Raw genomic sequence first — 22,718 nt, 5'->3', positions numbered from 1 at the left:
ATCCAAACGCACCATTGTTTCAGTGATGTTAAAACAAATAACACAAAAAGACAACGCTGTCATTTAATAAATTCTCGCGAATATTCCCTCGTAATCATTAATTAGCAGACAACTAGTAGTAATACCAATCACATAAATATCTAATCAGTTCAGAGCCTCACAGGCATCTCAATCCAAGGCGCATTGACGCAGAAATGGTTATTCCCTTTTAAGTCAATGCAACACCGGAGTGGGATGCCTGTGTGGCTCCCGAAGGGCGGCTGATGTTCACTACATGGCAACGCGCTTTATACTGCGTTTAAGGTTTTCGACAGAGCACCACTATGCTTTCAAGCCTTCGCCTTGTCTAAAGCGCGTTGAACTCCCGCTGAATGAACAGATATTTAATACGATTGGTATAAGTAAGTGATGACTCACATCCAGAAAATAATGTAAAAAAAGCCGCAGACACTGAGTGCGTGCGGCTTATCTCAAGCGATTAAGCTAACTGACTAAATTCTGACAAAAATATTGCGGCGATACATCCAATATAAAACCAGCCACTGCACCGCAAGTAAGCTGATAACCGCAGCTAACGCTTGAGCATTTTCAGGCAAGGCCATCACTAAGCCGCCAAACACGCTTTGGGCGATATATTTCCAATCCACTAAACTCGAGGCTAGGTAAATAATGATGGCGTTGGTGCCTATCACCACGAAGAAAAATGCGGCTTTTTGCCACTTAAGCACATCGACTAGTGCATAGAATACCGCCAGCAGGAGCATGCTCCAGCCCGACGTCACCAGCACAAATGAACTGGTCCACAGATCTTTATTGACCGAAATAATAAGATCCAACAGCCAACCTAAGGCTAAGCAAGCACCACCTGCTACGGCGAGTAATCCCACTTTGACCCACTCACCTTTAGGATGGGATTTAACAATAAAGTGGCCGACAAACACACCCGCTAACGCATTGACTATGGCGGGGATGGTCGACAGTAAACCTTCAGGATCGGGTGTACGTCCCTGATAGCTTATGCCGGGTAATAACATCGAATCGACATAGGCATTGATGGATTCCGTTGGCGAAAGCACGCCCGCCTGTCCACCGGGGAAAGGCAACCAAAGTTGCATTGCGCCATAACCGAGTAAAATGCCCAAGGCGACAATAACTTGCGTTCGTAAGCTCGTATGCCACACCAGTAATGCGGCAAAGAACCATGCAAAGGCGATTCGACCTAACACACTGGCATAGCGAATTTTTTCAGGATCGGCAGGCGCGCCCGTACCCCAACCGTGATTATATAAAATGCCCAGTAGCAGCAATAAAAAGAGTCGTTTAATCCCATGCCGATACACAGGTAATCGATCCTTCATCGGTAATTTATCTAAACGTTTGGGAGATAAACCTAAGGCCACACCAGAGAGGAAAATAAACAGCGGAAAAATCAAATCGTAGAAGTGAAAACCATGCCATTGGCTATGGTGCATTTGTTCATCGCCCCATTGCCAACCTGCCCAGCCCGTTAAAATAAGCAAGCCCCCAAACAGGGCCTCACCGCCCAAAATCCAAAACATATCGAAGCCGCGCAGTGCATCCAGAGACATCAACCTAGGTTTATTCACCTTTGCTGGCATAATTGCGTTTGTCTGTGTAGTCCCCATGCCATCATCCTTTATTATTGTTATTAAAAGCTTTTATAAAAGTTGAGCAAAACTAATACTGTACAAAACTAATACTGTTTAAAATGAGTGCTGTACAATAAAAAAACTTAGCCCCTGTCACCAAAATACGACAAGGGCCAATTGTTACACATCACCTAAACTGAGAAAGCGATTTAAGGGTGTGCCCCTATCCTCTGTCCTGAATAGACGGCCCGTCCCGCAATGTAGTTTGCCTGCACTTTGTTCTGCGCATCGAGCAAAACAAAATCAGCCCTATGTCCCAGTGCTAAACGGCCAGCTTTATGCTCAATCCCGAGGAACTGTGCGGGATATAACGCCGCCATTCTCAAGGCTTCCGCCAAAGGTAAACCTAACAAGTTCACCGTATTATTGACCGCAGTCACCATATCGAGCACACAACCCGCCAGCTCACCGGTCACGGCATTTAATCTGTCGCCGACTCTCAGCACTTGCGTACCGAAGAGCTCGAAGCTAGTCTCACCGTCCATACCCACAGGCGGCATAGCATCGGTGACTAACATCATTTTGCCCCTCGGTTTTGCCCGTAGTGCGACCTTTGCCGCCGCTGGATGCACATGGTGACCATCGACAATCAAACCACACCAAGCGGTTTCACTCTCAATCGCCGCGCCAACCATGCCAGGCTCACGGGAGCCCAGAGGAGACATAGCATTATAAAGATGAGTAAAGCCCGTAGCGCCTGCCGCTAATGCCGCAACCACAGTATCGTAGTCGGCATTAGAATGACCCAAACACACCTTAACGCCCGAAGCAACGAGCGTACGGATCACCTCTGGCGACACATTCTCAGGCGCAAGCGTGACCACTTTAATCCCCAGATCTTGACGACAAAATACGGCGAGTTCAGCATCGGTGATTTCGCGAATAAAGCCCTGTGGATGCACACCTTTTTTAGGTACAGATAAATGTGGCCCTTCAAAATGCACCCCTAAAACGCCAGCGCTACCTTTGACTAAAGCCTCAGCCACGGCATCGGCCGCATTGGCCATCACGCTGACATCATCGGTGATAAGTGTGGGTAAAAATCCTGTCGTGCCAAAACGCGCATGAGCACGGCCGATAGTCTCAATACAATCAACACTCGGATTGGCATTGAATAACGCCCCGCCGCCGCCGTTCACTTGTACATCGATAAAACCCGGCACCAGCGTTCCGGCTTGGCGGATTTCCTTCGCGCCAACAACCGTATCAAACGCCAGAATGTGCCCGTCTTCAACAGTCACAGGCACATCTTGATGGAAATATTCACCATCAAAAATACGCTCGGCGATCAAGGTGATTTTCATCGCAAACCTCTTTCAATAAATAACACGAGTAACTTAAGTCTTAAATTAAGTTCACTGCGAGGGCTTAGCTGCACGAGCTTAGCTGAACAGGTTTAATCGTGCAGCTGCTTAATCGTGCAGCTAAAAGTCCGCTAAATCTAATCCGCAGCACCTAAACCTCTTAAACTTTTGCCACTTAAAGCTAGGCAGCTTAAAGCGTTTGAGTCACTTTTTTAAGGCCCGCCGGTTGATCAGGATCGATACCGCGGGCAATCGCAACCGCAGCCACATCGATATAGAAACGTTGTAATAACGCTAACGGCGCCACACGTGGGTGAATGTCAGTCGAGGTTTGATTCAGATGCACTAAATCGGCGCCGCGTTGGCTCACGTTTTCAATTTGTTCAATATGGCTAGCGTAAGATTCATCGCCAATACACACATCGACGATAGTGAGTTTTTTCTCAACTAAAGTAACAGGGCCGTGGAGGAACTCGGCACTACTGAACGCTTCGGCATGGATTGAACACACTTCTTTTAGCTTAAGCGCGATTTCCTTGGATACCGCATAACCTAAACCACGGCCGAGTACGACTAAGTTCTTCACGTCGGCAACGGATTCTGGCGTGAGTTGTGGCTCAGCGTCCACCGCCGTTTGCAGCGCTTGGGGTAAAGAAGCGACGGCGCTAGCAAGCGATTCGCTTTGAGTCCAAGCGGCGGCAAGTTGTAAAATCGCCGACAACGTCGCGAGGTAACTCTTAGTCGCGGCAACGGCTTTTTCTTCGCCGGCACGTAAAGGCACAACGACATCGACGATATCTTTAATCGGTGCACTTTCATCATTCACTAAGGCAACACAGAAAGCACCGGCATTTTTTGCCATACGCGCCTGCGCCAAAATGTCAGGGCTCCGGCCAGATTGTGAAATCACAATGACTAACGCGCCTTCGAGTTTCAAGGTTTTACCATACACACTCGCCACTGAAGGTGCGGCGGCGAAGGTCGGTACACCCGCTTCAATCTCAAATAAGTATTTAGCGAACACTCCCGCATGATCCGATGAGCCGCGACCTACTATCATCACAAAACGAGGGGCGAAGGCGCGCAGTTTCTCACCTAACTGCTGCATGATGTCAGCGTTAGCTTCTAATTGACCCGCAATTTTTTGCGGTGCAGTGCGTGCTTCTTGTTCCATAATAGTGTTTGTCATGTCTTTTACCTTCACGTTCAAATACAGGATTTGGCTTCAGTGCCTATGTGCACTGACAACGACTTATTAAATTCTTGTTGGGCGAAATACATAGCACCAAGTTCGGGTGGTGCTAAGGTTTCTGAAATTTTGGCGACCACATCGGCACCGAGCCAGGCTTGTAAAGGCTCTGCAAGGCCACCGATCATCGAAAAACGCACCGGATTTAGGCTAAATAGCTTACGCGCCATGTCGCTAATATAATCTGCGCCTTCTTGCACTATGGCAGTCGCGACTGCGTCACCTTCATTGGCGCAATCGAGCACACTTCTGGCTAATGCGGCGTAGCAACTTGATGATTTACCGGCTAGATTTTCGACAATGCCGAGCGCATCGGTGACGTTAAAGTAGCTCAACAGCATGTCAGTTAATCGCGTCGGTACGGCAAAGCCATCGAGTGCTAACAACACGTGTTCGGCGGCTTTTAGTCCCAGCCAAGCACCGCTGCCCTTATCGCCCAAGGCAAAACCATAACCACCAATACTCAAGCTGGTATCACCAACATGGGCATAACCGCAAGAGCCAGTACCCGTGATGATCACAGCGCCATCGGCCCCGCGGTGGGCACCAATACAAGCCGTATGCAAATCGGTAGTGACATACATGGCTGCAAAAGGATGCTGCCAGTTGATAACATCTTGATATAACCTAGGGACATTTACGCCAGCAAGACCAAGACCCGCCACAAGCAAGTGACTATCGCTCTCGTTCATGCCCGCATCCAGCAACGCCAGGCGAGTCGATGCTTCAATGGATTCAAATGTTTGTGTGAGACCATGCAGTGGATTTGCGCGTCCAGCAACACCTGTCCCTAAAACGGTACCGTCTGCGCAGTAGATGGTGGCTCGGCATTTACTACCGCCTCCATCTACACCTATAAACAGTGGTTGATCTTTTGTCTGGACTAACCCCATGACACCCCTCTTCACCTATCAATGCAGCGCTACCGTTGCTTATTATTTGCCGTTAATACAGCGCTCAACTTTAGTTAACTCAATGTTACAGCAAAAATGACAGCGTTGTCATTTACTTTTTTAAGTGATTTATGATCTAAAATCAAATTTAGGGAATCACTGACACAGAAAAACAAAAAGGCTGTATTTTATCTTTAAAATACAGCCAGATATAAAAATTGATTTAGTTAACGATTAAACTTCGGCCTTTACGAATACCATCGGCCGCAATGGCGCGGATCTCAATCGGTGCAGTGACCGCCAATCCCGCTTGATAAGCTTGCCATTGGCCATTTAGACTTCGGTATTCAAGTTTGAGCCCGGGATAGGCAATATTAGCAAACAGTTTACCGTCACGGATCTCGGCGCCGACCGTCGGTACGCGATAATCAATCCCCGCTTTATCTAGCTTGATAAACTCTTTGTGGCCCAAGGTATTCGCAAGTTGTTGCCACTCCTTTGCCTGTGCATCACGCATGGCTAAGGTAAAAGCCCCAGAGCTTTGGTTATACACAGCGCCTTGATACTGATAAGGCACTTCCCACGCAGCTTGATGCCAAGCACGCTCAGCCAGCATCAACAAACGCGGAAACACCATGTATTCAATCGTATCGTCACTGCGAATCGACTCACTCCAAACCTGCCCTTGCAAGCCAGTAAAGGGTTTACCTTTCTCCCTTGGACCCGAGACTTTGTTACCCGCCTCATCAAGTTTTATTCTGTCATCCGCTTCGAATGGCTGATTTTCAATATCGGTCCATTGCTCGGCGTTAGCGGCTAAATTATCAGGCATAAAGCTAAAGACTTTATGGCTATTGGTCGCGCGGCTCGCCCAGTAATAACCATGCTCTTTAGGATCGGCCTCATAGGGGAAGTCAAAGTACAATACCTCAGGATTAGAAAGTATGATTTCCCAGCCGAGATTCGCCTGCTGATTGGCGCGCGAATGACCTTTGTGGGCAATCACATCCCAAATATTAGACTGCACCTTAGCGGGCATATTCTCAGGACGAACATGGCTCATACCATCGCTCCATCCTGCTGCTTCAATGCCTTTTGCCGCTAACATAGTCGAAATTCGTTCAATAAAATAAGCGCCTAAGTCATCTATCGACTTAACGCCTTTATCGTTATTGGCGACAAATGCTAAACACTGCGGAGATTGTTTCCAAGCTCCCGCCGTTTCATCGGCACCAATGTGGTAACGCGTCAATGGTTGACCCGCGGCTTGGTGTAACTTGGCAATTTCATCAATCACTTTATCGACAAAGTGATAAGTCGATTCCATGCAGACGTTAAGCGTGTTGTCGTCGTAATATTGCACTGAAGAATAAACCGTTTTGTCGTTTGCATCGGATAACAAATATTGCTCAGCTGCAGTGGTTTTCCCTTCAGCTTGCAATTGACGAGCGCCCGCATCTAACACTTTTACCGCTGTGCTAGCTTGATTTGCCGTTTCCTGGACAGGGACAACTTGCACTTTGCCCGTGTTTTTAAGCTCTACGTCTTCAGCCTGTAATCGACGAAAACGCGCATCCATCGCTTTAATCGCGGCGCGGCTATGACCCGGCATATCCATCGATGGGATCACTTGAATTTGACGCGCCTCAGCATATTTCACTATGTCAATATAGTCTTGTTTAGTGTAATAGCCATTGACACTAGTATCGCCAAACGGTCCACTGCCTAACTGCGGTAATAAGCAGGAATTTTCATCTAAATCATGACAACGTTTACTACCGATGTCGGTCAGCTCAGGTAGCCCGTCGATTTCGAGTCGCCAACCTTCATCGTCAGCCATGTGTAAATGCAGTTTATTGAGCTTATAAGCCGCCATTTGGTCGAGCAAATCCAGCAACAATTGTTTGCTGTGGAAATTACGTGCCACATCAATGTGCATACCACGAAACAGATAACGTGGGCTGTCTTCAATGGTCATCGCATTCACTTTCAGCGAATTCACATCCACAAGGCTTGCTAATGATGACAAACCGTAAGAGAAGCCCGCCGCATCATTGGCAGCAATCACAATTTCAGTTGGCTGAATATCTAAGCGATAACTGCCCTCATCCCCTTTTTGGCTGGCAAATTTCACCGTAATGCCACTAGCAGATTCAGCCACACCTAGGCGAGCTAAACGTACCACCGCCGCCGCAACTTGACGCTTTTGCTCTGGGTTATCATGCTGATATTCGAGCTTAATACCACCAGCAAGGGATACTGGTGTATCGGTTGAATGGATCTTCACCTTTTGTGGCGTTGGGATAATGGTATCCACAGCCAAGGCGGCATCGTCACTCACGCTTCGATTGGCTTTAAATAATTGCGCGGCATCGGCTGGCGCGAGTTTATCCGTTTCAGTGCGTTGATATTGGGTTTTAAAATTCGTAAACCCTTCAACATACGGACGCGTCTCTAAACCCGTTTCGGCATCTTTACCCACTTGAGTGCTGGCGATAATGACGGGCTCTAATCCTTTTGCTGCGAGGTAATAGTTTGGCATAGCGTCGGTTTCAGCCAATTGCCACGGCTCACCACGGAATGTCAGTTGCTTTTTCTCGCCCTTAACAAATCCCTTAAAAGCAGCCGTTGGCGTAATACGATGTAAATCGCCTTTAACGTGCGTTATCGTCAATTCACCGCTTTCAACCGATTGCACAGGGCGCATTTGGCTTAAATAAATTTCCCAATCTTGGCTGGCTAAATCCATACCAGGGACGAAATCAATTTGAGCGACAAAACAGCGGCCATCGGCTTTATCTTTTAGGCACTTATCGTCTGGCACATTGGTCACAACACGGTAAGTTACGACTAACGAATCCCCGAGTTGTTGTAACTGCGCTTGAGTTAATGCGTCCTGAGCTTGCTGTGTTTGAGCTACAGCCTTATCGGCTGACGCTGCGGAAGGCGTCACAGGCGCCTCGGAACAGGCCGCTAATCCTAAAGCCAGTAAAATGGCGCTTGCTGAAAGTGTTTTATTCATGATTATCCTTATCTAGCTCCAGAAATGGCTATAATCTGAAGGAAGTTACTAACGTCCGCAGTCTTTCCCCTTGGTGAAACAGTCGCTCGCTCGAGTGCGCTAAGTGCTCGCTATCGAGTGAGGCTGAACCTGAGACATTGGCAAGATCATTTAACGTGCGAGAAATCGCTTCGGTGACGCAGGTTTGCTCCTGTGCCGCATGGGAAACTTCGATGTTCATATTACTGATATTTGAGACTAAATCAGTCACTTTAGTAAGCACTAACTTAATTTCTTCTGAGCGGTTAACGCCCTGAGTTGAGAGGGCTTGGCTCGCTTGCATCACAGTGACCGTTTCGGCCACTCGGCTCTGGACCTGCTGGATCATTTTCTGTATTTCACCAGTTGCCTGTTGGGTTCGGCTCGCCAGCGTACGCACTTCGTCGGCAACCACAGCAAAACCGCGCCCTTGTTCACCCGCCCTCGCCGCTTCAATCGCAGCATTAAGCGCCAGTAAGTTGGTTTGTTCGGCAATACTGTTGATGACTACAACGACTTCATCAATCTTTTGCGTTTCTTGCTGTAACTGTGAAACAGACAGTGCCGAGCGGGCTAATTCAGATGCCAGTTTACGAGTAATGTCTAATCCCGAATCGAACTGCCGCTGGCTGTCATCGACCGCTTTATCGGCCTGACTCGCCGCATCCGCGGTGCGTTTCGCATTAATGGCGACTTCATTGGCACTGGCGCTCAGCTGAGTTACAGCCGTCACTGCCGCCTCGGTTTCTTTTAATTGGGTTTGCACACGATCATTGTTGGTTTGCGACAGTGAACCAAGCGCTTTGGCATCGCCCAGTAATTGCCCTGAGGTTTCGTGCACTCTGGAAATCGTGCCGTGAATTTGCTCAACAAAACCATTAAATGCCTTGGCAAGCTGACCAATCTCATCCTGACTCTCAACGGGTAATCTGTGGCATAAATCGCCGTCACCGCTGGCAATTTCTTCCATAGCACGGACCACATTCCCAAGTGGATTAATCACTAAACGTTTAAGAATAATGAAGATAACAAATAAACTGCCACCGAGAATTAACAACGCCTGCAAGAAATAACCTAAGAGTAAATCTGACAACTGAGCGCGAATAGGCAACATAGAAAACTGAATAGCCAATTGGCCCGTTGGGTTACCTTGCTCAGCAAATTGAATTTCACGTTTCACTAGATACTCATCGGCCACTGTTTGAGCCTGTTGACTCTCGGCTAACACTTTACCGCGATGGTCACTCACGACAATATGATAAATCTGCGCAGATTTAAGCATCACAGATAGCACTGCACGGATCTGCTCATAGTCGTAGGTGAAGATGGGCTGCGCCATGGTCACTTGTAAATTGGCGACGGTATTTTCTTCAAACTCAGTTTCACTGGCGGCCAATTTATCGCTCGCCAACCAGTAAGATGCACCGAACAGAACGCTAACAATCATAAAAATTGCTGCCGCTAATCCAATCTGTACTTTTAAGGCTAATGTTTTCATTATTTTGCACCTTGCATACTAAAAAGATCTAACCATAATTCTGTGCGTTCTATTGGTGTTAATGGACTTAAATCAGGTGTATCAAGACGGATAATCACCCGTTGTTCAAACTTAGCCTCACGATACAGTTGCTCAATTTTAAGCTCGCGATTAAACATCTCATCAAAAGAGCCGTCGCTTACCATACTTTCAAGCCCGGCTAAAATGGCCGCAGCAAGTTCGGGGCGCTTAGGGGAAACAAAGAAATAAGCTGGCGAACGATATTGCAGCAGGATATGGCTATCGACCTTAAGTGCGGGATCGGGGTGATTTGCGAGTTCTTCGCCAATTTCCTGGGCGCCGAGGGCAAGATAATCGAAACGCCCGCCTTCTAACATGGGGTATAAATTGGTGTACTGATAGCTAGTGACGACGGGTAATCCATTGGCTTCTAAAATCGTTGCATCGGGCCAATAACGATTTTGCCCCGCCTTTAACTGCCTAAAATCCGCCATGGTTTTCACATTAGCAAATCGTGCCTCATCCGATTTACGGATAATCAGCAGCCGATTACCGAGTAACCCTTTAAACAATGGAATGCGCACGGGAAGCACAGTTTCTTCCAATTCCTTTGAGGTCATGCTCCAAAACACGTCGACTGTCCCAGCGAGTGCTTCTTCGACCTTGCGCTTTTGATTCATTTGAGTCGACATTTCTTGCGCTTGATAACCCGAATCCGAGCGCCGCAGTGCTTCATCAAGTAACTTTAGTAACCATTCCTGCTGTATCGCGGTGGTGATTTTTTTTGAAACCTGTGCAGACGATTTAGACACATCAGAATTTGAAGCTAAATGGTTTATAGCTGTGTCGGTAGCAAATACAGCAAAAGAGGAAAATGCCGAAAAAAACGCTAATGCCATTATAAACAGGGGTATGCCAACCGTTCTTCTTGTCATGATGAGTGCGGTGATATGGGCAATGACACTCGTCATGCCAATTGCAATGACACGCATCACAGCCGTTAAATGAATCGCCATAAATTGCAGCCTCTTTTATTATCTGGTTTATACCAGTGAGTTTTATTTATCTATGCCGCTAACGTTCAAGTGCTGAGGTAGGCAATTGAGTAATACCGTAAAACATCCTAAAAAAATGGCTGGGCACTGCTTACAGTACCCAGCCCACGCTAGTTTCTGGGGAGAGACTATCAAAATATCAAAGACAAACGTATCGCCGCCCGACAGCAATACTCCTGCCAAACACATGATAAGGAGACCTCATCCTCTCATGCAGACCTTACAAACAACGCGTCACACAAGCAGATGACAGCGTTGTCATTATTAAAGTACACAAGAAAGAACAGGATTTCTACATTTTTTTGACAATTATTGTTATTTTTTATGAGAATACATAATTAATGCTAATTTTTCATACACTTAAAATGTTTAATTTATTTATTCAAGCTTATGTGACAACGCTGTCTTTCATTGATAACATAGCGATAACATGACAAAGATCACGGTAGCTATTGATGAATCCCATTAACACACTTGTGCCCAATAATACCCAGCCTGCTCCGCGCTTAAATCGATATTACCTAAACCTCAGTTTGATATTACTACTCTGTGGAGCTTGGTTATTTTAGGCGAGCCATTTTCATTCGCTATTTGATCTTATCCAAGAATATGGACGCTTCGTTTTTCTAGGAATCACAGGAGCGATATTTGCAAACTCGACAGGAGCTGGCGGTGGCGTCATCTTTATTCCGGTATTTTCGAGCCTCAACTTTAGTGAGTCTCAAAGTGTCTCGACTTCATTTATGATCCAATGCTTTGGCATGACAGCAGGCGCGATTTCATGGTCACTGCATTATAAAAAGCACCACCGAGAAGATGATGCATGGTCTGGTTTTGTAAAAGCATCATTACTTGCAGCCTTCTTTTCTGTCTTAGGTTTCTGGAGTAGCCAATTACTACAACTCAATTCGCCCTCTTCGCTACACACCAGCTTTAGCATTTTCTCGATAGTGCTTGGTATCGCCATCATTATCAGTAGCAAAAGTAGCACACAAATCACTCGCTCTATAATGCCGGTCGATTTTCTTTGGCTCGCTCTCATTGGCTATTTCGGCGGTATTATCACAGCTTGGTTATCGGTAGGCGTCGGTGAATTAGTCGTCATTTATCTCATGATAAGGGGACTATGCGCCAAAATGGCGGTCGCCACTGGCGTTGTTGTTTCTGCGATTACAGTTTGGTCAGCAAGCCCTATCCATATTTTTCCAACAAATAGCCATGCCCTCTTTGAGCTAGTTTTATTCGCAGGCCCTGGCGCCATTATCGGAGGATTACTCGCTCGTAAATTAGCACTCTTTCTCCCAGTAAAAGTATTAAAACTCTTTTTCTCCATTTGGATCATTTTGACGGGTAGCGTAATGTTGGCGAGTTAGAAATTTATAAGTGATTCATATTCATTACTTAAATTTAAAACTAGCATAAATAAATCGTATAATTTGATGCCACCAATACAGCATGACACCATTCTTTAAATGTTATTTATCCATAACTAAATCAATTAAACTAAGAGAACAAAGGTGTGCATAAATCACAGAGTAAAATCCACATTTTGCAAAATCCAGCATAACGCTTTCGTCTAGTTCATGAATTTTTTGTTCATCAACGGTATAAATACCATTAATATTGGTCTTAGTACCGTCCAGAGCATTTACTGTTAATGTTCTAGGCTGTAATAGCTCATGCTGTATTAAAGTCTTAATAAAATGTTTTGTCATTTCCTGATAGTCAGCCTGAAGACTGGCCAACTCTAGCTGCGTATTGAGATAAGCAGTATTATCGCCATCAGCTGTAAACAAAGAATTTTCACCGTTTTCACACACAGACGAGTTATTTAGATCAATTCCAATAATTATTTTATTATCAATATAACTCGCACCCAAAGGATACAATTGAACTTGAATAGGTAAATAACGAGCAATCCATCTACCATTTATCATCAATTTGTTCGAGTTCTCTTTTAAAGATGTAACTGCTACAGGTAAGAATTCACCTGTTTGAGAATTTTTGGTAAATATAATAGGAAAGCTCGTCGCTGCTGACATGAACTCTTGAACCTGAAGAGGCAACATGTGCATTTTTTCAAAAACTTTATAGTCAATAATATTTTTCACTTTTAAGTGTCTATGAATAGAATCATTCAAAGGGACATAATGTGTTGTCATCTTTATTTTCCTTGTTAATATTTTCTATATAACTCGTACAATTCTATATAGATTGCAATCCGTAGAGACGGATTTTATCAAGTAGTTCTCTATGATCTGGCAACTCACTTATCATTTTACTTTTTAACAACGTCATCTTAGCCAGATGTTGAACAACGCGTTGATCAACTTCTGCATTGCTATAAGTTGGTCGAGTAGAATACTTCATACCGCAAAGCACATATAAATAATTTTCTCTGTTGAACACTTCAAACTTTGAAGGGAAATCCTCTGCGATTGGAATAAAATCTTGCCACATTTTAAGACGTTGTTTTAAGCCTTCAGGAATAGTTTCACCGGTGCGATTATCACGCCAGAAAGCAGAGTCTGACCTGTCGGATAAACAATAATGTAACTTAGCAAATTCAACGACTCTCTCCCACGCTTGAGAAACTGTTTCATTAAAGCGCTTAGCAAGATAATCAATATCATCTTTATCGGAAGGAAATCGCTCCGCAAGAAAGCGTGCAGAAAAGTCCGTCAGTAGAATAGATGTCGCTTCAATCGGTTCTAAAAATCCCTGTGCTAAGCCTAATGCAACACAATTTTTTACCCAAAACTGCTGACGATAACCAACTTTCATAGCAATTTTTCTATGTGAAAGATCGGCAAGTTGACCACCTAAGTACTGATCAAATGTATCTTCAGCTTCAGCATTACTCATATAATCAGTCGAGTAGACAAAACCAGTTCCACGTCTTTGCGTGAGGGCAATATCCCAAATCCCCCCTGCCTGATGAGCCGTTGCAATCGTAAATGGCGGAATTTGATCTAAAGCCTGTGTGGGCACTTGAGCAACTAATGCTGTATTAATGAAGAGTTGGTGTGATTGATCAATAAATGGTACATCAAATCTTTTTGCTAACAAAATAGATTCAAAACCAATGCAATCAATATAGAAATCAAAAAATAACTCTCCTTTATCTGTCAACAATGAACAAATAGAACCATCTTTCTCTAAAGAAATATCATTTACCGTTGCATAAATATGTTCAACATTAAATCGTTCAATGGCATTTTTAGCTAATAACTTAGCAAACTTTGCGGCATTAAGATGGTAAGCATAACCCATAACGCCACCATACTCCGGAGTTGTTATAAACTTAGGTCCTTTATTTTCCTCACAAACGGCATGCTGTGGCGAGACTAAATCGGCAAAGTGCTCTCTTGGATGAGTTAACCAATATGGTGTCAAATCCTCACCCAATGGACTCGGCATATCAAAAAGGTGATGATAAAAATTATTGTTTCCGTGCTTTGCTCGATCGAGCCAATTTACAAACTTTATTGACTGTTTAAAAGTGACGTCACAAGATTTAATAAAGTCTGACTCACTTATACCAAAGCTTGATAATGATTTACGTATTGAGGGAACAGTCCCCTCACCAACACCAATAATGGGGATATCTAGAGATTCGATGAGCGTAATGGAGAGTTCTGGATTGTTCTTTAAAACCAGTCCTAAATGATTAGCAGCTAACCAACCTGATGTCCCACCACCAACTATCGCTACTTTTCTTATAATCATAGCATGATCCTACAATTAAGCATGAACACATTGAGTCATATATTGGATAACCATTAGCCCTTTAATATTACTACTTTTAATTTAACGCAGTTTAGTGCTTAATAAAAAGCCTAGCAATTGCTAGGCTCTTATTAATCTAACTAATTAAATTAGAAGCGCAACGCAACACCGAGTTTATAACGGGCTTCACCATCAAAACTCCATACAGGGTAATTATCTTTAAATTCACTAATAACCCCCTCTGCATCCACTGGAGATACACCTTTTTGTACGCTATCTTCTTCAAGCAAGTTAACCACTTCAAAAGTTAACGACAGATAATCTGTTAGATTATAGCTAGCACTTAAATCTAAGGTGCCATACGCTTGATGTTCACGGTTACCATAGAACCCTGGTAATTCACGCATCATATATTCAGAACGCCAGTTATAAGCTACCCGAGCTGAGAAATCATCCATTTCGTAGTAACCAACTAAGTTTACAGTATGTTTGGATGAGTCAGAGAATACTCCAACACGGTCTGCATAGTTTTCAGCTGGTGATGAAGCGTCTGCAAAGGTGTAGTTAACTGAGTAACCTAAACCACTATCGAATGAATCTTGTAACTGAAGTTCGATACCATCAATTGAGCCACCATTAGCGTTATAATTTTCACTTACAGTCCAACAATCGTAAATACCCGCACCACATGTACTACCACCTGCAGTGATTAGGTTGGGATCTTCAATTCCGATTTGTTGATTCAGTTTTTCTCTTGTAGAGATAAATGAACTTACATCTTTGATAAAGTAAGTTGCTGCAAATAAACCTTCTCCACTGAAGTACCATTCTAAACTTACATCTGCTTGTGAAGCTTTGAAAGGTTGTAAATTTACGCTACCGGTGACTTTCTTCTCGTTACCAGGAGTACCATCGTTGAAGCCAGGTAACTTAGAGGTTGCGAATAAATCGGCATAATTTGGACGTGAAATAACTTGAGCTGCTGAGGCTCTTAAAATTAAATCACTTGCAAGGTCAAATGCAATATTTACACTTGGTAAAACATCGTTATAGCTGGCTTTATCAGTACTTAAACCATCAGCATATGTACCTGTTTTGCTGAACGCATAATAATCAGATTCAACATCAGTAGACACATATCTTAAACCGAAGTTACCACGAACGCCTTCACCAGCGAATGTAGCCATAGTATAGAGCGCTAAATTCTTTTCTTGCAGTGTGCCATATCCTGATTTATCGAGAGTAAAACCATCGATAGCAGCATAGGCATCATTAATCATGTTATCAAAAATGGGCTTAGGTAAGGTGAAGCCTGCGCCAGATGACATAGTACCAGAATAATAAGCTGATGCATCTTTTGCTACTATATTAGAGGATTGAGCAGCCTCGGTAGTTTGAGTAACATCATGATCGGCATAACTAATGCCTGATTTAAATGACGTAATAGCACCTAGCTCAACAGGAATAGTAATGTCAAATGTCGCAAAGGACTCTTCATCCGTATTAGGTTGTTTTTTTAGAGCCCAACCCGCTGTTTCTAATTTTCCATTAAAATCAGAAGCATCAAATGCGTTGTTTGCAATGTTAATATCAATGACATCGCCAGTAGCATCATAGATACCCGCGAAATCTTCAGGTTTACCAATAGACTGACCATAGTTTGAAGTTAAATCGGTACCACCTTCAGCTTTGGTCTTACCAATACGACCTTCTAACTTATAAGCATCTGCCTGATATGCAAAATCCAAATCAATTGTGTCAGAAGACATACTCGCTTTACGTGCCCAAGTTTGAGCCCAAGCAAATCCACCTTTACCTGTGTGCTCAACTAATGTACATACGCCTGCAGCATTTTTCTTAAGGCAAGTATTTTCACCCTGCTGAGTAGGAAATAAGAAAATTGAAGTATTAGCATTGTTTGCATCAAGTTGAAGGCTCATCAAATTCAAACCAAACTCAAGATTATCAGTTGGTCTGTATTGGAATGCAGCATTAACAGCGGTACGCTCTCGGTCTTGCTGGAATGTGGTCGGAACTATCTCTCCCCAACCTAGTAAAGATTCGATACCATTACGTTGATATTGAGTTTTATCTAAAGAACCTGCGACTAAGAAACCGAACTTTTCATCTTCCGTTTTCCAGCTATAAAGTCCTGAGGTTTGTGGATCAATCTCTTCAGATACAGTGCCGTAATCCCCCTTTGTACTTAAAAATACAGAATTTGCATCTAAATCTAATGGTTTACGGGTTTTAACAATTACAGTACCACCAATACCACCTTCGGCAATATCTGCCTGAGATGATTTGAAAACTTGAATACCGCCCACCATTTCTGGTGGTAATAGACTGTAATTGAAGCTACGGTCAATAGCTTGTTGATCAAACCAACCCGTTGAAGCCACAGAATGACCATTTAATAGAGTACTGGTTAACTGGCTTGAAGCACCACGAATTGATACTTGTTGGCCTTGACCAAATTGACGATTAACCGCAACACCAGGAATGCGTCCTAAAGACTCACCCACATCTCCATCTGGAAATTTACCAATATCTTCTGCTGTGACCGCATCCACTACAGCATCAGAAAAACGTTTGTCGTTAACTGATGCCTTCATTGATGCTCTCATACCGCGAACTTCAATTTTTTCAATATTTTCAGGTGCTGCGGTGGTTGCCACGGCGTCTGCAGCAACAGCGCTAATGGATACAGCACTGCCGAGTAGGATAGCAATATTTGTAGCTAGTACAGTTTTCTTAAAGGTTGATGGTCGCATCTCGTTTCCCTTCCATAACTTTATTATCGTTTTAGTATTCATAACCATTCCCCGAGGAATGACAACGCTGTCATGTCTAGTGCAAACATTACACAATAATTAACAGCCTTGCCACAACAAAATAACGATGGAAGCAAAAAAATGTCATAAAGCAGAATTTTGAATCAGTAGTTTTATTAAAAACCATTATAAAACATGAGCTTTAATATTATGACGTAAATTTACAACTCTCAGCATAATTATAACAATGATAAATTAACGCCAATTTGTAACAATTCAGGATTGCTAAGCACATCAAAAGCTCGCACTATAAGATGTATAAGTCAGAAAAAACTGATAAAAAATGTAAGCTTGTAAATTGCAGGTAAAGAATTTACGTTCATAGAACAGTTAACCCCTCGCGACCTTAGACAAAGAGTTTTTACATCAATGAAAGTCACTATCAACGACGTAGCTAAATATGCTGGAGTGTCTATCAAGACAGTATCCCGTGTAACCAATAACGAACCTTCAGTGAAGCAGGCCACCGTTGACAAAGTGAACGAGGCGATAAAAGCACTTAACTACCAACCTAATTTAGCAGCAAGAAATCTAGCAGGAACTAAATCCTATGCTATTGGTTTTATTTACGATAATCCAAACGCTTACTATATTATTGATATGCAAAATGGGATTTTGTCAGCCTGTAAAGACAAGGGCTATGAACTTGTCATCCACCCTTGCAATGCCAAATCAGAGACCATATGTGATGAGCTTACAGCACTAGTCAAATATTCTAGGCTCGCAGGATTAGTACTAACACCTCCCTTGTCAGAAAATCCTAAAGTACTCAAAGCACTCACTGAAATTGATGCTAACTATGTGCGCATTATTGCGGGAGAAAAGGACAACGATCAGAATGGGTTGACTATTTTAGTCAACGATAAATTCGGTGCAGTTCAAATCACCCAGCATCTGATTGATTTAGGCCACAAGCATATCGCTTTTTTAAGCGGAGATTTACACCATGAATCCACCAAAGAGCGATTACTTGGTTTTAAACAGGCATTAACAATAAATAACCTAAAGCTGAATGAAAACTACATAATTGAAGGGAAGTACTCATTTGAGTCCGGTGTTGATGGTGCTAACAAGCTCATCAAACTAAAAAATCGCCCGACGGCGATTGTTGCTTGTAACGATGAAATTGCCGCTGGTGCACTTTTTGCGGCTCGTTTAGCGGGTTTAGACATACCCGTTGATTTATCAATTGTCGGTTTCGAAGATAGCCCATTCTCACGTCAAACCTGGCCTAAACTTACCACAGTACATCAGCCAAACGCAGAAATTGCTCAGGTTGCTACTGAATTATTAATAGCAAAACGTCGCGAGCAAGATGCCATATATTCTAGAACCTTTACACCAGAACCTATCATTCGTGACTCGTCGGCAATTCCTAAACAATAAAAAAGAGAGCATATTTGCTCTCTTTCTATCTCCTAAATCACATAGAAATCAATGTAATTTGAGCTTCGGACGCTGCCACTTCAATAACTTTTGTGCTACTCGATACACAATTGCCGAAAACCAACCATAAAGGCTGGCTAAATGCCTCTGATACAAAGAGATATACATCAATCTTGCTATATGGCCTTCAACAAAGAAAGTGCCAGAACGTAGGTTCCCCATTAAATTGCCTACCGCAGAGAAGCGGCTTAAAGACACTAATGAGCCGTAATCTTTATAAATAAAGGCCTTTTCAGGCTTACCTTGTAATCGATTAACGATATTATCAAACAAGGTATCAGCCATCTGAGCTGCTGCTTGCGCCCTTGGTGGAACAGGCTGGCCAGAACTTTGGATCAATAGAGCGCAATCACCAAGGGCGTAGATATCTTGATGACCTTTCACTCGCATACAATCATCAACTTCTACCTGATTTCGCGGAGTAATGGGCAGTTTTGCAAAATGCTGAAATGCTTTTGGCCCTTTGACACCGGCAGCCCATACTTTTAAGCCTGCTTTAATCACATCACCATCTTGGGTAATGAAACCATCACGAGTCACTTCTTTAACTTGAACACCGATATGTAAACGTATACCAATCTGATCAAGAACAGCTTGAGCCCTAGCGCTTACACGCTCTGGTAATTGAGGAAGGATTTTGGGTGACGCTTCAATCAAATGCACATCAAGATGATGCTTCGCGATATTCAGATAACCGTACTCTTTAACAGACTCAATGACATGATGAAGCTCTGCTGCCAATTCAACACCTGTCGCACCCGCACCGACAATACCAATGCTGACTCTTTCTTGCGTTTCATTTAATTGGAGTAAAGCGTCGAGTAATTTATGATGAAATAAATTGGCATTTTCAAGACTGTCTAAGAAAATACAATGCTCATCAGCACCTAATGTATTGAAACTATTAGAAACTCCACCCAATGCAAGCACTAAAAAATCGTAATTGATTTGTCGCTGCTCTAGGAGCAACTCACCTTCATCATTATAGACTGCGGCTAACTGAATCGATTTAGCATCCGGCTCACACTGCTCTATCTCACCACGAATATAGCGATAACCGTTTTTAAGTCCATGATCGCGATAGAGTAAACCTTCAATAGATTGATCTATCACACCAACAGCGACTTCGTGTAATTTAGGCTTCCATATATGAATAGGACTTTTATCAATTAAGCACACATCGACGACATCACTACCGCCCCATTTACGGCCCAACTTCGATGCAAGCGCTAAACCAGCAGCACCACCACCCACGATCACTATTCTTTTTGTAGCCAAAATGACAACCTCATAAAACTCATTTGCGAGGCTAAGTTATACCATGTTACAGATAAGAGATAACTACATTAGTTGAGTAAAACAGGCTATTTTCCATTAAAGATATTTCAGAAACCTAGCGGTACTATTTAGTTTTTCCACATGCTTAGGCAACAAAAAAGGGCCACTAGGCCCTTTAGAATCGTTCGTAAGCAGTTTATACCGCTTCTTCGTTTTCTTCACCCGTTCGAATACGGATAACACGTTCAACATCAGTGACAAAAATTTTACCATCACCAATTTTGCCTGTGCGGGCCGTTTCAACAATGACATCAATTGCTTGGTCGAGCAGATCGTCTTGGATCACTAACTCTATTTTTACTTTTGGCAGAAAATCCACCATATATTCGGCACCACGATACAACTCTGTATGCCCTTTCTGACGACCAAAACCCTTAACCTCCAGTACCGTCATCCCAGTGATACCAATTTCTGCAAGTGATTCGCGCACATCATCTAACTTAAATGGCTTAATAATGGCTTCAACTTTTTTCATTAAAAATTCCTCATCCCTTGCAATAACATAAACAAACAGAATAACACTAGCTTACACGGGGTTACGTCAATATTGAAGTGAATGTAGTGCTTTACTCATAAAACACAGTTTCTATAAAATCGCTTTTAGCACATAAAAGTCTAAAAAAAGTACTATGAATATTGCCTCAGATTTTATACTTACATTCTAACCAGCACTAACTCGCTCGCGGGATGCAAGCGTAAAATAACAAGGATCTGTTATGAACTTCCATCGAAAAGGCTTTAGCCTGATAGAACTTATCACTACGATATCGATTTCAACAATCTTGTTAACAGTTGGAGCTCCTTCCTTGACCGAGCTCAGCGATCAGATAAGAGCTGATACTAATATTAAAACTATCCAGCAGACACTTCAATTTGCGCGAAATACAGCTGTTAGTTATGGTTATAGGGTCACAGTATGCCCACTCGTAAATGGAAAATGCACTCAAGATTGGCAAAAGGGATTAACAATTTTCATTGATACAGGTGTAGTCGAAAGCTTCGATGCTAACGATAAAATTATTAAGGTCATTGATGAATTCGATTCGAAAGATTTTTTAACATACAATAAAAGTTCGATAAAATTTCAACCTGATGGGTTAGCTTCTGGAAGTAATGGTACTTTCAAGTATTGCCCACGAACAATTGATAGCAAAAACTCCCGTGCAATCGTTGTTAATCAGGCGGGTAGAGTTCGCCTTTCTACCGCAAAAAATATCAATTGCGATTAAATTTAAATATATACTCCCTATTTAAATTTAATTATATAAAAGCAAGAAAATCAATTTATTGGGTATATTGAAAATATAGAATAGATACTGACCATTAGAGTCTCCTCGCATATACTTAGCTAAGTTTTAACGAGGATAGCTACATGTTAATTATTTCAAGAGGATTTACCTTAGTCGAACTGATGGTCACAATTGCCGTAGCAGCAATCCTACTAGCCATAGGGGTTCCATCACTTACGTCGCTATACGAAGGGACACGCAGCGCTAATGAAATACGAAAAATTAGTGATGTGTTTGCTTTTGCAAGAAACCAAGCTGTCAACTATGGCGCAACAGTAACAGTCTGCCCATACGCGGCATCACCATGCGGCACAGACTGGAATAAGGGGTTCAGTGTATATATTGACAATGGGGGTGCCAAGAATGTATTGAAAGTGATCGATAGTTTCAATACACACGATGTAATTTCCCTATCAGGGCCCGCCGATAAAAAAATTGATTTTACACCCGATGGTTTAGTCTCAGTTGAAACATCAATTATCTATTGTTCAAATGGGCAAAGTGACAATTCTAAAAGCATCAACATTAGCACTTCAGGTTTAATAAAAGAGGGCGCAGATGGGAAAAGCTGCACATAAACTATGGTAGACTAAATCTACCGTTCACTACCCTAAAATAATATTATCCTTAAATCGTTCGTTGTTAATATTTAAAAATACATGTTAGATGTTTATCTAGGTGTTAACTTATCCAAAACTTGCGCCTTAGTATTAGTAAATTCAGCGTTTAATGCGACACACTCCTCAACACTATAGATGTAATATTTCGATCCATCATTTGATTGGCGAGTAGTACCAACAAGGCTAGCCATTCTCACATTCATTTCACTACTCTTCCAATGATAGAAGGCAATCTCAGCACTTTTCTTTGATGCAATGTAGCATTTGAAGTCTTGTTCGCTGACTGTTGCTCCAGAGTCAGCCCAAACTAAGCTTGGTAAGAAAGCCACCGTTATAAAGAGGTTTATTAATTTCATTTCCAACACTCCGCACTCGGACCTTTTGCCCCAGTATCTGATATTGTTAAAGAAGAGCACGAGGCATCACGGCTAGCCTGAACCCCTTGAGCAACTGCCTTAATCGTAAAGCTTGATTCACCACTTGATGATACAGAGTAATGTTTATGCTCAGTGATATAAGGGTTTGCCCCTACAAGTTTTGTTAAATCAGTAGCATATTTTTTATTATCGAGATAATACTGTTCCTGCAAGTTTGCTATACGCATCAAAGCAGCTAACCCTTCTGATCTTGCACTCTGAGCAATGTATTGCGTATAAGAAGGGTATGCAATCGATGCCAAAATACCAATGATCACGACGGCGATCATCACCTCTATCAGGGTAAAACCTTTAAGTTGAACCTTCATAAATTAAT

The 22,718-nt window shown here is 42.9% G+C and carries 18 protein-coding genes; 4 read left to right on the top strand and 14 right to left on the bottom strand.

The window, feature by feature from the left end:
* Nucleotides 1–491: 491 nt before the first annotated feature.
* From KO537_RS05805 to KO537_RS05775, 7 genes are all read right to left on the bottom strand, one after another.
* Complete coding sequence (locus KO537_RS05805) at nucleotides 492–1,646, bottom strand: DUF5009 domain-containing protein (protein ID WP_173496292.1); 1,155 nt, start codon at nucleotides 1,644–1,646, stop codon at nucleotides 492–494.
* Nucleotides 1,647–1,819: 173 nt separating this feature from the next.
* The gene (nagA, locus tag KO537_RS05800; protein WP_173246230.1) at nucleotides 1,820–2,974 is read right to left on the bottom strand and encodes an N-acetylglucosamine-6-phosphate deacetylase; all 1,155 of its coding nucleotides are present in this window, start codon (nucleotides 2,972–2,974) and stop codon (nucleotides 1,820–1,822) included.
* Between the two features lie 190 nt (nucleotides 2,975–3,164).
* Entirely contained in the window at nucleotides 3,165–4,163 is a 999-nt protein-coding gene (locus KO537_RS05795; RefSeq protein ID WP_028760900.1) for an SIS domain-containing protein, read from the bottom strand.
* Nucleotides 4,164–4,180: 17 nt separating this feature from the next.
* Nucleotides 4,181–5,116 (bottom strand): BadF/BadG/BcrA/BcrD ATPase family protein, encoded by a 936-nt coding sequence (locus KO537_RS05790; RefSeq protein WP_173496293.1) that lies wholly within the window; start codon nucleotides 5,114–5,116, stop codon nucleotides 4,181–4,183.
* Between the two features lie 223 nt (nucleotides 5,117–5,339).
* Nucleotides 5,340–8,138, bottom strand: a complete 2,799-nt coding sequence (locus KO537_RS05785) for a family 20 glycosylhydrolase (RefSeq protein WP_173246235.1) — start codon at nucleotides 8,136–8,138, stop codon at nucleotides 5,340–5,342.
* 28 nt (nucleotides 8,139–8,166) lie between these two features.
* Nucleotides 8,167–9,654: a methyl-accepting chemotaxis protein gene (locus KO537_RS05780; RefSeq protein WP_173246238.1), complete on the bottom strand. Its 1,488-nt coding sequence runs from the start codon at nucleotides 9,652–9,654 to the stop codon at nucleotides 8,167–8,169.
* Nucleotides 9,654–10,670 carry a transporter substrate-binding domain-containing protein gene (locus KO537_RS05775; protein WP_173246241.1) on the bottom strand — a complete coding sequence of 339 codons (1,017 nt, stop codon included), beginning with the start codon at nucleotides 10,668–10,670 and terminating at the stop codon, nucleotides 9,654–9,656. Before KO537_RS05775 ends, KO537_RS05780 begins: the two co-directional genes overlap by 1 nt.
* A gap of 638 nt (nucleotides 10,671–11,308) precedes the next feature.
* Between KO537_RS05775 and KO537_RS05770 the strand changes: the two genes are divergently transcribed.
* Complete coding sequence (locus KO537_RS05770; RefSeq protein ID WP_346729595.1) at nucleotides 11,309–12,082, top strand: sulfite exporter TauE/SafE family protein; 774 nt, start codon at nucleotides 11,309–11,311, stop codon at nucleotides 12,080–12,082.
* Between the two features lie 102 nt (nucleotides 12,083–12,184).
* On the opposite strand, the gene KO537_RS05765 is transcribed toward KO537_RS05770, so the two are convergent.
* The 3 genes from KO537_RS05765 to KO537_RS05755 form a co-directional block, all read right to left on the bottom strand.
* Nucleotides 12,185–12,871 carry a SapC family protein gene (locus KO537_RS05765; protein WP_173246244.1) on the bottom strand — a complete coding sequence of 229 codons (687 nt, stop codon included), beginning with the start codon at nucleotides 12,869–12,871 and terminating at the stop codon, nucleotides 12,185–12,187.
* A 43-nt stretch (nucleotides 12,872–12,914) separates the two neighbouring features.
* The gene (locus tag KO537_RS05760) at nucleotides 12,915–14,438 is read right to left on the bottom strand and encodes a tryptophan halogenase family protein (RefSeq protein ID WP_219234046.1); all 1,524 of its coding nucleotides are present in this window, start codon (nucleotides 14,436–14,438) and stop codon (nucleotides 12,915–12,917) included.
* 149 nt (nucleotides 14,439–14,587) lie between these two features.
* Nucleotides 14,588–17,212 carry a TonB-dependent receptor gene (locus tag KO537_RS05755; protein ID WP_105249929.1) on the bottom strand — a complete coding sequence of 875 codons (2,625 nt, stop codon included), beginning with the start codon at nucleotides 17,210–17,212 and terminating at the stop codon, nucleotides 14,588–14,590.
* 429 nt (nucleotides 17,213–17,641) lie between these two features.
* Here KO537_RS05755 and KO537_RS05750 point away from each other — a divergent pair, with 429 nt between their 5' ends.
* Nucleotides 17,642–18,658, top strand: coding sequence for a LacI family DNA-binding transcriptional regulator (locus tag KO537_RS05750; protein ID WP_105249930.1), 1,017 nt, complete (start codon nucleotides 17,642–17,644; stop codon nucleotides 18,656–18,658).
* Nucleotides 18,659–18,706: 48 nt separating this feature from the next.
* On the opposite strand, the gene KO537_RS05745 is transcribed toward KO537_RS05750, so the two are convergent.
* A complete protein-coding gene (locus KO537_RS05745) occupies nucleotides 18,707–19,996 on the bottom strand; it encodes an NAD(P)/FAD-dependent oxidoreductase (protein WP_105249931.1) in 1,290 nt (429 codons plus the stop codon).
* A gap of 196 nt (nucleotides 19,997–20,192) precedes the next feature.
* Nucleotides 20,193–20,531: a nitrogen regulatory protein P-II gene (gene glnB / locus KO537_RS05740; protein ID WP_028760911.1), complete on the bottom strand. Its 339-nt coding sequence runs from the start codon at nucleotides 20,529–20,531 to the stop codon at nucleotides 20,193–20,195.
* Between the two features lie 241 nt (nucleotides 20,532–20,772).
* Here glnB and KO537_RS05735 point away from each other — a divergent pair, with 241 nt between their 5' ends.
* The gene (locus tag KO537_RS05735; RefSeq protein ID WP_105249932.1) at nucleotides 20,773–21,285 is read left to right on the top strand and encodes a GspH/FimT family pseudopilin; all 513 of its coding nucleotides are present in this window, start codon (nucleotides 20,773–20,775) and stop codon (nucleotides 21,283–21,285) included.
* A 143-nt stretch (nucleotides 21,286–21,428) separates the two neighbouring features.
* Complete coding sequence (locus tag KO537_RS05730) at nucleotides 21,429–21,923, top strand: GspH/FimT family pseudopilin (RefSeq protein ID WP_028760913.1); 495 nt, start codon at nucleotides 21,429–21,431, stop codon at nucleotides 21,921–21,923.
* 92 nt (nucleotides 21,924–22,015) lie between these two features.
* Here KO537_RS05730 and KO537_RS05725 read toward each other — a convergent pair whose 3' ends face one another.
* Both KO537_RS05725 and KO537_RS05720 read right to left on the bottom strand, forming a co-directional pair.
* The gene (locus KO537_RS05725; protein ID WP_028760914.1) at nucleotides 22,016–22,321 is read right to left on the bottom strand and encodes a TapY2 family type IVa secretion system protein; all 306 of its coding nucleotides are present in this window, start codon (nucleotides 22,319–22,321) and stop codon (nucleotides 22,016–22,018) included.
* The gene (locus KO537_RS05720; RefSeq protein ID WP_028760915.1) at nucleotides 22,318–22,710 is read right to left on the bottom strand and encodes a type IV pilin protein; all 393 of its coding nucleotides are present in this window, start codon (nucleotides 22,708–22,710) and stop codon (nucleotides 22,318–22,320) included. The genes KO537_RS05725 and KO537_RS05720 overlap by 4 nt, the downstream gene beginning before the upstream one ends.
* Nucleotides 22,711–22,718 lie beyond the last annotated feature (8 nt).

The organism is Shewanella sp. NKUCC01_JLK (assembly GCF_019345615.1).
In the GTDB taxonomy this organism is placed as follows: domain Bacteria; phylum Pseudomonadota; class Gammaproteobacteria; order Enterobacterales; family Shewanellaceae; genus Shewanella; species Shewanella oncorhynchi.
This window is presented reverse-complemented; position numbering and strand designations above follow the sequence as displayed.

Excerpts from the sequence above, each read along its gene's own strand:
- KO537_RS05805 (WP_173496292.1), bottom strand. The coding sequence starts at position 1,646 with ATGGGGACTACACAGACAAACGCAATTATGCCAGCAAAGGTGAATAAA.
- nagA (WP_173246230.1), bottom strand. The coding sequence starts at position 2,974 with ATGAAAATCACCTTGATCGCCGAGCGTATTTTTGATGGTGAATATTTC.
- KO537_RS05795 (WP_028760900.1), bottom strand. The coding sequence starts at position 4,163 with ATGACAAACACTATTATGGAACAAGAAGCACGCACTGCACCGCAAAAA.
- KO537_RS05790 (WP_173496293.1), bottom strand. The coding sequence starts at position 5,116 with ATGGGGTTAGTCCAGACAAAAGATCAACCACTGTTTATAGGTGTAGAT.
- KO537_RS05785 (WP_173246235.1), bottom strand. The coding sequence starts at position 8,138 with ATGAATAAAACACTTTCAGCAAGCGCCATTTTACTGGCTTTAGGATTA.
- KO537_RS05780 (WP_173246238.1), bottom strand. The coding sequence starts at position 9,654 with ATGAAAACATTAGCCTTAAAAGTACAGATTGGATTAGCGGCAGCAATT.
- KO537_RS05775 (WP_173246241.1), bottom strand. The coding sequence starts at position 10,670 with ATGGCGATTCATTTAACGGCTGTGATGCGTGTCATTGCAATTGGCATG.
- KO537_RS05765 (WP_173246244.1), bottom strand. The coding sequence starts at position 12,871 with ATGACAACACATTATGTCCCTTTGAATGATTCTATTCATAGACACTTA.
- KO537_RS05760 (WP_219234046.1), bottom strand. The coding sequence starts at position 14,438 with ATGATTATAAGAAAAGTAGCGATAGTTGGTGGTGGGACATCAGGTTGG.
- KO537_RS05755 (WP_105249929.1), bottom strand. The coding sequence starts at position 17,212 with ATGCGACCATCAACCTTTAAGAAAACTGTACTAGCTACAAATATTGCT.
- KO537_RS05750 (WP_105249930.1), top strand. The coding sequence starts at position 17,642 with ATGAAAGTCACTATCAACGACGTAGCTAAATATGCTGGAGTGTCTATC.
- glnB (WP_028760911.1), bottom strand. The coding sequence starts at position 20,531 with ATGAAAAAAGTTGAAGCCATTATTAAGCCATTTAAGTTAGATGATGTG.
- KO537_RS05735 (WP_105249932.1), top strand. The coding sequence starts at position 20,773 with ATGAACTTCCATCGAAAAGGCTTTAGCCTGATAGAACTTATCACTACG.
- KO537_RS05730 (WP_028760913.1), top strand. The coding sequence starts at position 21,429 with ATGTTAATTATTTCAAGAGGATTTACCTTAGTCGAACTGATGGTCACA.
- KO537_RS05725 (WP_028760914.1), bottom strand. The coding sequence starts at position 22,321 with ATGAAATTAATAAACCTCTTTATAACGGTGGCTTTCTTACCAAGCTTA.
- KO537_RS05720 (WP_028760915.1), bottom strand. The coding sequence starts at position 22,710 with ATGAAGGTTCAACTTAAAGGTTTTACCCTGATAGAGGTGATGATCGCC.